Annotated in this window: 6 protein-coding genes; 3 read left to right on the top strand and 3 right to left on the bottom strand. The window is 49.3% G+C overall.

The features are described 5' to 3' along the window. Window positions 1-42 precede the first annotated feature (42 nt). Window positions 43-918 (top strand): nucleoside-specific channel-forming Tsx family protein, encoded by an 876-nt coding sequence (locus M3P05_RS06870; RefSeq protein ID WP_249698727.1) that lies wholly within the window; start codon window positions 43-45, stop codon window positions 916-918. On the opposite strand, the gene M3P05_RS06865 is transcribed toward M3P05_RS06870, so the two are convergent. Then, entirely contained in the window at window positions 915-3,968 is a 3,054-nt protein-coding gene (locus M3P05_RS06865; RefSeq protein WP_249698726.1) for a hypothetical protein, read from the bottom strand. The two genes, M3P05_RS06870 and M3P05_RS06865, sit on opposite strands and share 4 nt — an antisense overlap. 192 nt (window positions 3,969-4,160) lie before the next feature. Beyond that, on the bottom strand, window positions 4,161-4,979 hold the full coding sequence (locus M3P05_RS06860; protein WP_249698724.1) for a MurR/RpiR family transcriptional regulator: 819 nt from the start codon (window positions 4,977-4,979) through the stop codon (window positions 4,161-4,163). A 186-nt stretch (window positions 4,980-5,165) separates the two neighbouring features. On the opposite strand from M3P05_RS06860, the gene iolB reads away from it, so the two are divergent. After that, on the top strand, window positions 5,166-5,978 hold the full coding sequence (gene iolB / locus M3P05_RS06855; RefSeq protein ID WP_249698723.1) for a 5-deoxy-glucuronate isomerase: 813 nt from the start codon (window positions 5,166-5,168) through the stop codon (window positions 5,976-5,978). 135 nt (window positions 5,979-6,113) lie between these two features. Here the strand turns inward: iolB and M3P05_RS06850 are convergent, their stop codons facing one another. Then, window positions 6,114-7,274: a Gfo/Idh/MocA family protein gene (locus M3P05_RS06850; protein ID WP_249698722.1), complete on the bottom strand. Its 1,161-nt coding sequence runs from the start codon at window positions 7,272-7,274 to the stop codon at window positions 6,114-6,116. Window positions 7,275-7,661: 387 nt separating this feature from the next. Here M3P05_RS06850 and M3P05_RS06845 point away from each other — a divergent pair, with 387 nt between their 5' ends. Continuing rightward, entirely contained in the window at window positions 7,662-15,023 is a 7,362-nt protein-coding gene (locus tag M3P05_RS06845; RefSeq protein ID WP_249698720.1) for an ATP-binding protein, read from the top strand. Window positions 15,024-15,048 lie beyond the last annotated feature (25 nt).

The raw sequence follows: 15,048 nt of genomic DNA, 5'->3' as shown, positions 1-15,048 counted from the left end.
CCTACACTTCACCGGTCTTTTGTTAGATTGCTGCTGGAAGTTATGATGAAGTACTTTGGCAAAAAAGTGTACCGCCATAGCGGTTTTCCCAGTCTATTTTCAATTTTCGCACTGGCATTGTTCTGGTGTACTCAGGCATTGGCGACTGATTATTCGGATGGAGATATCCATAAGAATGATTACAAATGGTTCCAGTTTAATTTGATGCAGAGCCAGGATAACAAACTCCCATTTGGGAATGAGAAAGATACATATTTTGAAATGGAGTTTGGCGGTCGGAATGGGATCGTAAGCTTGTATGGTTATCTGGATGTATTTGATATTTTTAATAGCTCTAAGGATGACCTCCATAAGAAAGATAACTTCTTCCTTAAATTTGCTCCACGCTTCTCGTTAGATGGAATTTTAAGAACTGATCTTGCAGTGGGATCGCTAAAAGAGTGGTATATATCAACAATTACAAATGTTGCTGATAAAAGCCTCTTTGAACACTTTGTTGGTCTTGGGGCTGATATTGAGCTGCCCTGGTTTGGGGTAGTAGGGTCTAACTTACTGGCTCGATACGCACGTGAAAATTTTGGGGCTAAGGATGAAGGAAAGTGGAGTGGTTATATTTTTGCCAATAATTGGTTTAAACCTTTCTACTTCTTTGATGATAAATCCTTTATCGCTTATCAGGGATACCTAGATTACAAGTTTGGATACGACAAGCTCTATAAAGAGTCCAAGGATACCAGAACAAAAACATCGTTCGAATGGTTCCATGGCTTTTATTGGCATAGTGATCAGTGGGCTGCAGGTTATGGCCTGAAGTACTACCGAGATATGGCCAACTTCAAGGATGGTGCCAGCTATGGAAGCAAGAAACAGAATACGACTGGCTTTGGGCACTACTTTGATGTGACTTACAAGTTCTAGCTTCCAACGACCTGCCGCAAGCCGGCAACGGATCGAGCCCATGGCCTGAGCTGATTAGCAAGACGCTGCAGCTCAGGCCTTTTCAGTACCTGTCTGGCTTCATGGGATGAGGAGTACTGTCCCTGAACCAGAACATACCAGTCTTTGTGGTTTCTACGGAAATGAACAAGTTCCGCATTTTCCAATTCTGGATAACGCTGTTTCAGTTGATTCAACATGCGGGGCTTGTTTGCAGCCAGCCACTGGATTGTGAAACTTCCTTCAGGAGCCATCAGGATATTACTGATTTGATTGTCCATGGGGACGCTGACCTGAGTAAAAACAGGCTTCTTAATCAGTTGGGTGCTGTTTTTCAGGCTGGCCATTGGTCTTGGTTTAGCCTGCAAGTGTCTGGCTAGACTCGATAGCTGTGGATCCTTAAGCACCTGCTTAACTGCAAGGTTGCTGGGATAGCGGCCTTGAATAAGAACATACTGCATAGTGCTTTTGCGGGATAGCAGAATAATCTCAGCTGTAGAAAGCTGGGGATAGCTGTTGCGAATATCTCGCAGCACTTCAGGAACATCTGACTTCATCCACTGAATTGTGTAAGCCCCTTGAGGAAGAGAGTGTTCCTTCTGGCTCAGGGGAATCCTTTCATTGGTTCTTACCAGATCAAGCTTCTTCAGGCCAGAGAGAGGGCGTGTCCATGGGTTTAAACGCTTGGCAACGCTTTGCCACTCTAAACCGCCTAAAGCTGCTCTTGCTGCATAGGCATCCGGATAAATACCAGACAGCAGGATATACCAGGTTTGCCCTTTGCTGTTAAACCTGACAGTTGTGGCCTGCTTTAACAAAGGGTAGCGCTGTTGCAGCGTATAAATCTGCCCAGGCTGAGTAGTGGCCATCCACTGAATAGACACACTTCCAATGGGTGCATTCAGCATTTCAGTCAGAGTTGCTGGCACACCGGGGTTGCTAGGAATGGGGGCTGTGAAGTTTGCCTGCTGAAGCCCGGTCATGACTTTGGGCAGAGGGGCTGGAGCAGGCGTTGGTAGTTCCGGCTCAAGAGCGGCTGTTGGCTCCTGGGTTTTCTGTCTTAAACGATCAGCTGAACTTGGGCCTTTGGGCTGTTTTTTCGCAGTCTGGGTAAAAGGAGTTTCTTTCTCGTAAGGCTGGGCAGGCCGACCTGCAGAAGTTGGTTCCTGAGTTGACAGGCGATAAATATCTTTCGGTGAGACAGGGGGCGGACGCCGGTAGCTGCGGAGTGTCTCTGGAGAGACCGCTGGCTTGGCCTTTCTCATCATTCTGTTATTTTCGGCTCCTGGCCAGAGAGTCTTGCTGGAATAGGACGGTATGCTGGGGGCAAGTCTGTTTTTGGCTTTATATTGAGGCTCTGGCCAGTCAGGTTCAGGCTGCTGGCGGTGAATCTCTCTGTCCGGGAGTGGAGTGACTATTTTCGTGGGGCTTACATGCGCAACATTTTCCCCGGTCAGTGACCAGCTGCGAACACTCAAGCTGTTTTGCGCCGTTTCTGTTTGTGGAGACGGTGGTAGTTCCTGCCGGTAGTGGGCTGACTCAGGTAGCTCAATATTATCTGCCGATGCGAAAACTGCAGGGCCTTCAGCATAATGACCGTTCGGCACCTGTGTCCCGGATGGTGCATGTCTCCACTGCTCGGGAGCGGCATGCTTTTTCCAAGGCATCTGTCTGTTTGATGGCATTGATGGCTGGGGAGCGGCTTTGTATAAACGCTCGGCCGGAGTCACTTCCAGATCAGGCAGGCTGCCACGCTGAATCAAGCGAGGTTGAACCGTCTCGGAGTTAACCGGTTCTGGTGCCGTGAATTGAGGTTGTGGATAACTTATCGGTGCAGCGCCCTTCTGTTGAGCCTGACGCATCTGCATCTGGAATGCCGGCATTGTCTGCTGTGCAATCTGAACACTTAATGGTGGAATGGAATCCTTGCCACCATATTTTCCCTTAGTTTGGCCGGAAGCCTGATGTGCCAGCAGACTGTAACTTAAGCCGCTTGGTTTGAATTTTTTCTTCTCGCTTGGAAGAAGAGGGCTTGAATCAGAAACTGTGGCAACCAGAGGAGCTTCTACAACAGGTTCCCCGCCATCAAGAGTTACGCTGCCAACCAGCTTCATATCTGCCGTGGTGCGTTCATCCTCAGGACTTGGTTCTACCTCAGTTTCCTGTTCAGTTTCTTCTACCGCATCTATAGAGTTCGAGAGACTGGCAACTGAGATATCCGGTGGTGGCGTGTTGATTTCTTCATCAAGGTCTGCCCACACAGCCTTTTCTCCGGCGCTATCAAGCCAGTCGTCTGCGTAAACATCTCGCTCCTTATCGAAAATGGGTGCTTCCCCGGATTCTCCGGCTGCACGTTCCATAGATTCTGTGCGTTTACCAAGCAGCTCTGCAACAGTGTCCTCGGTTTCTTCTTTATTTACCCATGAAGATTTTCGCTGCGCCCGTTTCAGCCAGTCTGAGAGGAGCACTGACCGACTGACTTCCTCTTCAGACACTTCAGTTTCAGCGAACTTGTTCTGTTCAGGCTCAGGTCTTCTCTCGGGAAGGCGGGACTGATCCTCTGGCCATGAAGATGTAGATGTGAGGCGGGAAACCCAATCATTATCTGCCAGAGAGCGGGACGGGGAGGGGCGATATTCCTTATTACTGTCCGGGTCAAAAGCCGTATCAGGTAACTGACCTAATATCGGATCGTCCTCGGGATAATTTGGAATCAGATCACTTTCTACTTCTTCCTCTTCAACCTGTGACAGATCCTGTGAGGGTGAAATTGCCTGTTGCATAATGTGGTCAAGACCACTGCGCATGGTTTTGCTGTACTTTCTGACTTGCTCGAGGGGCTTGGTGTAAGGCTCTCCAACGCCAGGGCTGCAGCTCCAGTCCTGATGAAGACCTGCTGAACATTCCCATGAAGAAGTTTGTGCGGAGTCGGTGGCTTTAGTGCGGGACGCAAGCGCAAGAGTGCAGCTGCCAATGGCAGCTGCAACACTCAATGCCAGCAGAGCTGGCAGTGGAAATGTGCGTCCTTGCATCAAGAAAATTCCATTGTCGACACTTTTCAATCTAATTTATCGGCAGGGGTTTGCAAGGTATTGGGAAAATTGTCGCTTTGTAGGAGTGGAGCTTTCTTTTGCGGGGAAGTTTCTAGACTTAAAAGTTTTTGGCTATATAGCCCTGTCACCAAGCAGGGCTATACAAAAGGAGAGAGGTCAGTTGCGATGGCGCTACTTTCTATTGGCCAGAGCCAGAATCAAACTTTGAACCAGGCACATAGATGTTGAAAGCCCCCGAACACCGCTGATATCCGCATCACGGGAGTAAAGAGTCAGGTCTGCACCGGTTGCCAGAGGACTGACCTCATTGTCTGTCATGGTTATCAGTCGGGCCCTGCGGCGTGTGGCATGCTCGTGCATCCACAGGGTTTCATTGCCGTAAGGGTAATAGCTGACCAGGAAAACCAGATCCGTTCGGCGAATACCCGAAGCTTCTTCTTTATGAAGGCCACCTTTACTGCCTAACAGAACACAGCGACGATCCAGCTGCCAAAGGCCATAAGAAATATACAAGGCGACAGGATGAGCCCGGCGAACACCCATCACGTAAACCGTATCGGCCTGTTGAATCAGGTTGACTGCCCGAAGAAGGTCCGGGTCATGAACAGCTTCTTCCAAAGCAGCCAGCGAGGCAGTGGAAGCCTGCACGATATTGGAGAGCATTCCAGGAGCAGGGGTATCCTGAGTAACCGACTTTCCCTGAACCCGTTCACTGTAGGAACCGGTGTAATGTAGCTGAGAACGCACGGCTCTGCGCATTTCACTAAAGCCGTTAAAGCCAAGCGCGTTGGCAAAGCGAATAACTGTGGAAGGGGGAACATCCGCTTCCTCAGAGAGTTCTGCAACGGTACAGAGAACAATGCGATCCGGGTTCTCAAGAATATAGCGCGCTAACTGTTTTAGACGCTTACTAAGTTCTGGATAGTGTTGCTGGATGGTTTCCTGCAATCGAGGCGTGTCGGTCACGGCTGTATTTGTTTTTGTCTGCATAAAATTACTACTGATGCTGGGGGCGTTCTCCTACCCCTCCTGCTAGAACTAGAAGTTGCAAATGACTGTGGCTCAATAGTGCGCTAAGTCAACGTGAGTTGCATTATATGTCATTAATATGTTTTTGGATAAAATATTTCATTTGGTTAAAAATTAAAACTTTCTAGAAAGCGGCAGGAGTCGTTCGTGTCAGAGTACAGAGTCAGGGCAGTATCCCGTACTGGAGGCGAAGCCTCTATAGCGATTCACCGAGGTGAAAACCCCGTTCTAAAATACGTTGGCTTTGAAGTCTTTCGTTTAAAGACTGGTGAAAAGCTTCATCAGCTTGCCATCAAAGATGAAACCTGTGTTGTTGTGCTGGAAGGGAAAGTAAAGTTTTGCTCAGGTTCTATAGAGATGGATGACCTTGGTCGTCGATCAAGTGTTCATGAACAGGTTCCGACTGATTCTGTTTATGTTCCTGCTGGCCATGACTTTGATGTAGAAGCTGAAACAGATGCAGAAATTGCCCTCTGCAAAGCTCCCCACTTGGGCAAGAACAAAGAAATTCGTCTGATTGCAGCAGAACAGGTTGTCGTTCTGGATAGAGGCGAAGGAACAAACAAACGACTGATCCACAATATCATGATGGATAATGCTGATGCTGACAGTCTGCTGATCACCGAGGTTTATACTCCGGCAGGCAATTGGTCCAGCTATCCACCCCATAAACATGATACTGATGATCTGCCAGCAGAATCCTTTCTGGAAGAAACATACTATCACCGGGTGAACCCATCTCAGGGTTATGCTCTGCAGCGTGTGTACACCGATGACCGCAGCATTGATGAAACAATTGCTGTCGAAGATGGAGACACAGTTCTGGTTCCCCGCGGTTATCACCCTGTAGGTGCTCCCCACGGTTATGACCTGTATTACCTGAATGTAATGGCCGGGCCCAAGCGGGAATGGAAGTTCCGTAACGACCCTGCTCACGAATGGATCATCGAGAATAAGTAAAGGATTGAGTTGGACAGGGAAGTTCAATGCCAAAAATTATTTTACTCTTTGATTTTATTGGTTTAGTAATTGATTACTGAAAATAAGAAAGGGCATCAATAGATGCCCTTTCTTATTTTTAGGGGTCGGTGTTTGTTAGAATGCCACCCATTTACTGCCATTATCAGAAGATTCAACACAACGCTCAATAAAGCGCACACCTTCAATACCGTCATCGATGCCTGGGTACCAGATATTTTTTAGATGCTCCTGCATTCCATCCTGAGCGGCATTAATAGCCAGACCAAAGTTGCGATAAATATTGGCCCAGGAATCAAAGTAACCTTCAGGGTGGCCGCCACCAACACGTTCAAAACGTGCAGAGTCGTATAGATAACCCATAGCACGGTCCAGCTTACGGAAAGGCTCATTTAAAGGAGCGTATTCCAGCTGGTTGGGGTGTTCATCCCACCAACGGATGGTTCCTTTTTCACCAATCACTTCGACCTTGAAGGAGTGAGTGTTGCCTACAGCAACAGCTGATGTCCAAAGAGTGCCGACAGCACCGCTTTCGTAGCGGATCATTACATGAGCATCATCTTCCAGCTGGCGGCCTTCTACAAAGCTGGAGCGCATGCAGCTCAGGCTCTCCATCTTCTGGCCACTGATCAGCTGCCCCATTTGCAGGCAGTGAGTACCAAGGTCACCAAGAACATAAGTTGGGCCGGAGGCTTCAGGAGTGACACGCCATGCCAGGCCAGGATCATTCTTCTCAACCGCTTCGGCATGGTAGCCATGGGAGAACTGCATATGAACGATACGAACCTTGCCGAGATCACCGCGTTCAACCATGGCACGAGCCTGGGCAATAATCGGATAGCCTGTGTAGCCGTACATAACACCAAAAATGAGGCCTCGGGCTTCGGCCAGTTCTTTCAGGTGTTCAGATTCTGCTGCGGTAAACGTCAGTGGCTTTTCACAGATCACATGCAGGTTATGCTCGAGTGCCAGCTTGGCAATGGCGTAGTGAGTGCTGTTGGGGGTTGCGATAGTCACAACCTGAACACCGTCTTCCCGTTCGGCTTCCCGGCTGAACATCTCTTTATAATCGCCGTAGCAGCGATCTTCATTCAGCCTCAGCTCCTCCATACCAAAACGCCTGCTGCGATCAGGGTCAACATCAAATGCACCCGCAAGTAACTGGAAATTACCATCACGTCTTGCTGCATCCCTGTGGCTAAAACCGATCTGGCTTCCCTGACCGCCACCAACAAGCCCCCAACGTAATGGCTTGTTCAGGTTCTCTTTACGGATCATTTTATTGCACTCATTACTTTCATTATTGCTGTGGAAACTCAGCCATGTTTCCTGGCTTTATTTCATTTTTGACTTCTTTTCCATCTAATAAAAAAAATTATTTACCAGTCAATATAAAAAATGAAATATTTATTTCAATTTTGTGAGTGTTTTGATAAGCGTCAAATGGAAAACGAAACACTCTGCCCGGCAATTCTTGAACTGGGTTCTCTGACTATCAAAAATCTACAGAAGCGTTTTACCTGACGGTGGCAGTTAGTTGCTCTGTCAAACCCCGCTGCCAATGGAACTTTAAACACTACAAAAACTCCATAATGGGGTAGGCACACATAATTAAAGAAAACTTCAAAGCAGGGAGTGCTGAGAAACAAGGACAGGGAGTTGTATATGTTAGTCCAGACGGCAAGCGCAAAACCACCAACTGAACAGACCATGCCACCTCCGTGTGAGTGTAACAGTACAGTCAGCAGCACTAACCACCATGTGGGTGCTGAGGCAGGGCCTGCTGAGCCTCTTAGTGTTGAAACGCCTTCCAAACAATCCAGCAAGCCTGTTTATGACGCATTTTTTGTCAGTGATGACAACCAGTTCACTGATCTGGCCTGGCATCTCCTTAACAACGCGCCTCAACACTGCGCTGTTATTCAGAGTCCGGAGGATTTTGATCACGGTCACCTGATCCGTGAGGTAAAAATTGATACCAACGGTTTCCCCCAGACCCTCGATGGCCTGCTGTTCAGCGATACTCCTGTTACCCTGCTGATTGATTTTCGCAACTTTCCCCCGGAACGTATTCCCGAGTTGAATGAGTTGTTTGAAACACCTCCCCGTATTGATGGGCGTATTCTTGGCAGCAACGTCAGAATTGTCAGTGTTATCTCCCCGGCGATGCTGCCGACTGCCGGGCAACAGAACGCTGCTCAGGCGACCGGACCGGATTTCTGGTGGCGCATCAACAGCACCTGCCCGCCACGACAGGCCAGTGATCAGATCAGTGACATTGCTGTTGAAGGTCAGAAGGAGGGGCAGGCTAAGACCGGTTTTCTTCAAACCTGGCTCAACCAGCATGTGCCGAAATTAACAAACAGCTCTGGGCCAGCAAACAGCAAAACAAACGAAAACATTGTCGACTTCACTGGCCAGAACTGGCGCAGCGTGCTGTTTGGCATGCCTGATATAAACGAGGATGGACGTATTATCCACCGCCCCGGTGCCCTGGAGGGGTTACAGGCAGGTCAAAGCCTGGTTCTGAAAAACGCACCCTGGCAGGATCTGGCTTTTACCGTCGAACTGGCCCAGGTACTTCGGTCGGGAACTTTTCACAGCAATGGTCAGGATATTGCCCTGCCTGAAAATCTGACGCTGTTTCGCCAACCTCTGTCAAGGGAAGAGAAGCAGGCTATGGCTGACAGCATTCAATGGCAAACAGCTGTTTCTGTTAAACAACCGGCATTGATCAATGAGGATAATTTTGCCTTGATCATGCATGAGCATGTCCTGACCCAGAGTGGCGAAATCTGCCGCCGGGATATGCTGGAGCAATGGCTGAAAGATCGGGATGCTATCCGCGTTACCTCACCTTTAAGAGAAGACCAGTGGCTTCAGCTGGTCAGGCGTCTGCAGAAGGCCAATCTGACTCATCTGCCTGTTTTGACAGATGTGCCAGAGATGCAACCCTACCTGTTTCGTAGAGGCTCCGCCGCCCAACCCATGTCTTTCCCGACCGGAGAAGGTGGTATGACCGGGGTCACTATTGAGTGGGGCGATGGTCACCGACAGCTACCGTTAAGTGCCACCGAAGCGGTGGAAGAATTTGTTATCCTCCCGGAACAGAGTCTGACCAAAATTGCCCAGCGCTCTGATATCGTCTCGCTGCAGCGGCGTAGATTCCATTGCAGTCTTTCACGGCTGGCTGAATGCCTGAAAAACGGCACACCTGTCTGCCTGTCGGGGTTGCAGAGTAATCCTGTCCTGTTACGGCAGCTGGAAACCCTGTTGTGTTCCCCTCCCTCCCTGATACTTTTTGGTGAGCGGGTAACCTTAACAGACATGAGGCTGACCATTACATGGCCGAAAAACAGACCTCTGCCATCTCCGGTCTGGCAGGCTTTTGCTGATCTTAATCCTGGAAAGGCTGCTTCGCAAAAATCGAACCCCGTAGGAGAAAAAACCCCAGTAGACGACCTATTGTCAGTTGAGCAGAAAGCCTTTCAGGCCTTCAGCAGACTGTACGACACAATGCACCGGTTGCAGCTGGCAACCTACTGTCCTGCTCATCCACCCAGTGATCTTATGGAGACATTCGGGAAAATTGTTGCCCAGGCGGAATCCGAGCGGGACATGGATGGGTACCCATCCCTCCACCCCTTCCATTTTTATCAGGCTGTCAGCTCTGTGATCTTGAAAGAGTATCGGCCTAATCAGGAAGTTTACAGCTATCTCAAACAATTGAGCGCCAGGTTGTTCCTCCCTGAAGAAAAGCAGCGCTGGGTTGATAAAGCCCCCCTGCAGGAATGGGTTGCCCGGCACCAGATTATTGTACGGAAAGACGTAAAAAATAATTTCTGGTCACTGGCCCGGGCTTTCCCTGCCACAATGTTTCCAGACCAGCAGAATCCGGAAGGTCAGACTATTGATAAACTGACAGCCCTGCTGATTATTGTGGCGGCTGACGGTGATGCAAAGAAACGTGAGCTGTTGGAGAAATTTGCTGGCCTTTCCCCTGGTGTTCTGGGAAAAGCAGAGCAGGAGCTAGGCGGATTGCAGGAGCGTTCTCTGCGCCGGGAGGAGACCTTTTACAACCGGCTGGTCTGTCTGGACAAACATGAGCGTCAACCGGGATGCCTGCGGCAACAGGCTCAGGATCTGGCGGCTGCGGAGCATTCTGGAGAGGAGGCGCTAAAGAACGCAATTGATGGCGTATTGTCTGATGCGACGGCAAACAGTGAACTTCAGGAAACTCTGTGTGCAAAAGAACATGACTGGTCAAGCTGGGAGCAGCGCCGGATCAAACGCCTGGCAGCAAAAGTCCGGCTTAACCCTGTTGTGTGCATCAAGGGCGCGACCGGCGCGGGTAAAAGCTATATTGCCGAAATGGTGGCCCGTACCCTGAACCCGGCGCAGGCCCCCCGGATTATCACTGTTGGGCCGGAAACAGAACTCAGCGACCTACTGGGCAGACCTGTCTTGAAAGCGTCGGGTGACGATGACCATTGTACAGAGTGTCAGACAGCCCCGCTAACCCAATGGGCAAAGCAGGAAAGTTGTGATGGCAAGCCGGTGGTACTGATTATTGATGAAGCCAACCTGGCTATCCCTGAACTTTGGAACTGCCTGAAAGGGCTGTATGAACCGTCTCCCTGTCTATATCTTCATGGCGAACGCATGCCCGTCAGTGCCAGCCACCGGATTATTATGACGGGTAACCCAGACCACTTCAGTGGACGGCGCACCAACGAACTGCTCAGAATCAAGGCCCCCCAACTCTATTACACCCCCCTGGCACCAGAGTTTATTCGGGAAAAAGTGCTGCGTACGGGACTGACAGAGGTTATGGAAAAGTTTTCCGCAGCGAATGGGGATCAAGATCACACCGTACAGCATCTGCTTGACGCCATAGAGTTGCTGTACACACAGTACCAGAATCTGCTGCCCGAGCGAGTGTTTACCCCCAGAGATTTGACTGACCTTGTCAGCCGGATCGAAGAAATACTCGCTTTCCACGAGGGAGGAGCCGTCAGATTAACCGAGACATTGACCGAGAAAACTTTAAACGGACTGGTCTGGCAGGCCTTCGACGATGCCCTGGGAGGTGAGATCAGTGAGGAGAAACAGGCTGAAAAAAAGTCACTGAAAGCCTGGTACAGCAGCCGAAAACCATGTGACTCCAGTCTGATCAAGGCCCGGGAGGAAGCCTTTGAAAACTACTACCAGCAGTGGCTGTTAGAGAAAGGGAAGCAGGCAAGTCCGGGGGTAAGACTCGATTACACTAACGACAGTACACGCCTTTTAATGAACCGCATCTGGCTGGAGCAGCAGCGCGGCCAGCATGAAAAACAGAACCAGACCGTTCACCGGGGGCGTCATGCCACGGTCATAGCCGGTCCGGCCGGGCGGGGCAAATCGGCCCTGCTGGCCCGGCAGCTGACTGCCATGTGTCAGCAGGCCGGTCAGCCACTGCCGGAACAGATCAACGCCGGCCACAGTTCCTGGTCACTGTTGCAGCAGGCGGTCAGTCAAGCCAAGCAGCGGGGTTATCCCCTGATCGTTTCGGAACTGAACCTGCTGAAAAGTGAAGAGGTAGAAGGGTTGTTGAACAATGCCATTACCGGCCAGGCTGCCCCCGGCTTCCATCTTTACACCACTGTTAATCCGGCCAGTTTTATTGGTCGCCACCGTTTTTCTCCGGCACTGAAGAATCGCTTCACCTGCCTGAGCCTTGCAGATTATACGGACAAGGATATTGGGACGATCGGAAAAGCGTTGTTGCCCGCTAGCCTGTCACCGGCACAGCACGAACAAATCATCGAGTGGCATCTGGGGCTGCGTTTTCGCCTGAAACGGGATGAAATCCCATTGCAACCGAGCATTGCCGATCTTCAGCGGTTCAGTCAGGTCGTGGAGGAGCAATACTCCGGTACGCCCTTCACAGATGAGCAGCTGGGGGCAATTTTTATGCAGCAATACAACCTTTTCCTCACAGCTGGCAAGTGTAGGCCGGGATATCTTCCTGCGCGGAGTTTGCGTGGTTTATATGATGATATCGATGACGCTGCGGCAGCTGATAAGGCCGTAGAATCTGTCACTCTGACTCTCAATAGTAAGCAGTTGGATTTGAATCGCCCGGTAACGGTAAAGGCAGATATAGATTTTTATGATGTAACAATAAAGCCTCGGTCAGTTAATCATGTGGACATCCCGGTGTTGTCAGCAGAGTCTTTTGATCAAACGCTTGCCTTGGAAAACACGCAACTGGCTCTGGCATCCCTTGACTGGGAAAATAAAAGCCGAAGCCTGGCGCCTCCTTATTCCCACGACACCCTATACAGCGCCTGTTATCAAAAGTGGCGGGCAACTTTTATGAAAAGACTTTACGGGGTTGAACTGGATTTAGAAGAGCTGCTTTCCGCAGAGGAAAGGGAAACACTGAATTATCCCGGCAATGAAAAGGTGTTATGTCGGCTGAAAAAGCTGGATCTGTTCGATAAGGACCCATCCCCCCGGGGGCTGGAGCTGCTCTGGGAAGAGCTGCATAGACTTGGGAAAACTGTTGCAAATAAAGATATCCAGCCACAAACGAAAACTGTTGCCCTTCGCCACGTTGATGGGAACACAAAACATAGACACCGTCGTTACACGGTTGATCAGGTCTTTAAGGATATTCAGCCCAGGGATACGCGAATCAACACTATGGAACTCGCGATTGAAGACGATCGGGTGTCTGTGAGCAAGCAGCCTATCAACAGGCAAGGCTGCAATATCATTATTCCGACTCGCCTGGAGCCACCGGTTTATTTGCAAAAGACAGAGCACTATGGCGTTGTCAAAAAAACACTCTCCAAAGGTATGTTTAGTCCACTTCCGGGTATTTATGCTCACCAGACAATAACCAGCCTCAGTACAACACCTGAGGTTCCTCTGGAAGCACTGGATGTTATTCAGGATCGTGGTACCGGGAAATTGTTCATTCGGCTGGCTGACACATTCAGCGAAGCATCCAAAAAACTGGAAATACATTATGTCGTCAGGCAGCTGGATACTTACCCTGACCTCAGCAAAAAAATGCCTGCCACAGCGGAGGTTCTCGATAATCCATTTACAAAGCTGGTTCCTGACCAGTGCTTAAAGTCATTTAATCAAACAACTTATAAAGACTTTATCACCGCTCTGAAAGAGTGGGGGGCGGAGTTTGAAGAAGACGAGAATATAGAGGCCAGTAGTGAAGCTGACACGCTCTCCCAGATTATCAGCAGGCAAAAGGGGTGTTGTCGACACATTGCCTGGGGAATCTATGCCATAGCGGCAGCACGGGGGGTGGTTGTGAGGCTGGTAAAATCAGATACCCACATGTGGGTCGAACTATCCCCGGATCGGGGGGGGACCTGGGTGAAAATTGAAGCCGACAGGAAGGGGCCCGGTGATACAACTGTTGTCACTACTCCCGAATTTCAGCAATCAGCCAAGGGTGTGATATTAGGAGACGGTGACCAGGCAAGGCTTCTTGAGCTGGCAAAATCCGACCCTGTAAAATTCGCAAAATTAACAGGGTGTTCTCAAGATGTGGTTTATCAATGGATAAGTAGCAATGGTGAAACCCCTCTTGAAGCTGGTGACTTGTACCACATCTTTACTAAATGCCGTTACGAAGGTAGATGCCGTTACGAAGGTAAAGGGAGGAATCCTATCCAGGATTTGCAAATGCAGTACAGCTTATTGAAATCAGGCTCGATTGTTCTGGAAGACATAAAACATATTTGCGCACCTTCTCTTGCACGAGATTGTGGACGGGTTCTTGGCGACTGTTTTCTTAGTAAAGAAAACATTACAACCATAGTGGATATTGTCTGCGGTTTGAGGTGTTTTTTTGAAGCAAAAAATAACAAGTCAGCAAGCCAGCACTGGTTTGAACATTGCTGGAGGCATGCTGACCCTTTATGCTTGAATCGCAGGCTAGAAAGTTACCCCGGTCATTTTGAAAGGGGCAACGCCTATCGAAATGCATTTATTCTCTGGCGCACCGGAGTGTTGGACAGAAATTTATTAGAAGGTTTATCAGTAGAGAATGTGGCTGCTGCTTATGAATGTATAACCAGAGTACGGGGTGAGCTATACGAGTGGCAACGAACAATAGACTTGCCTGATATTATGGCGAAATTGAACGAATATTTTAAATATTACTACCCAGCATTCAAAGCGCCAGCTGCTGAGTGTATCCAGCCGACTCCTGCTGCCGAGCATGAGACTGCCGGGCTTGATGGAAAATCACCCTCTCTGGAACAACGGCTGGTAACAACGTCTATAGGTACCGGATATTCCTGGCACCCTGAGGGGGATTTAGTGCCAGAGCGCCTGTTAAAAAAGAAGGCTCCTTTCAAAGAACAAAAAGCCTGTCAAGGTACCAGGGCAGTGAAGCTGATACAGGGGAAAAATGGCGTGCTCAGTGGGGAGGTCAAGAAAATTAACGAGAGATTATTGGAAGGAAATAAATTCTTCAACAGACTTTGGGAAATAATCAAGCCACCGGAAGATCCAGGCTCGCATGAATACGATAAGCTATTCAGAATGTATTGCAAGATTGAGGTCTGCGTAGAGACATTCGCTCACGAGCCAAATGAAAGTAACATGAATAAGCTAAAGAACGCTATTGAGGGGCAGGGAATAACAATAACAGCAGATATTTCTGATATGTTAACAAAGCGTGTCGAAAAACAGGCAAGAATCAAACCGATGCTGGACAAACTGCCGCATTCGTTTGCAGGTTATCTGGAAAGAAAGTCCCTGGCTGCCACCGATAATCTTGGTATTTACAGAATGGCTGAAGATAAGAAGCGTCGGGGCTATCAGTTATTGACTTCAAAAGAGGCCATTCATGAGGCGGACTCTGTAGAAGAACCGTTTATCCATGTGCCGGAGTCTTTGTTCAAGGAACACCTTCAGGAAGAAGACTCCGAGAGTCTGTTTATCACATCAGACGAATTGACGACTATTGTCACAGAATACTGCTCAAGTGTGCAGCCTGGTGATTTGTAACGGCTTTTGTTGCTCTGCCATGAAA

Origin of the sequence: Parendozoicomonas callyspongiae (assembly GCF_023502345.1) — a bacterium.
GTDB lineage: Bacteria > Pseudomonadota > Gammaproteobacteria > Pseudomonadales > Endozoicomonadaceae > Sansalvadorimonas > Sansalvadorimonas callyspongiae.
This window is presented reverse-complemented; position numbering and strand designations above follow the sequence as displayed.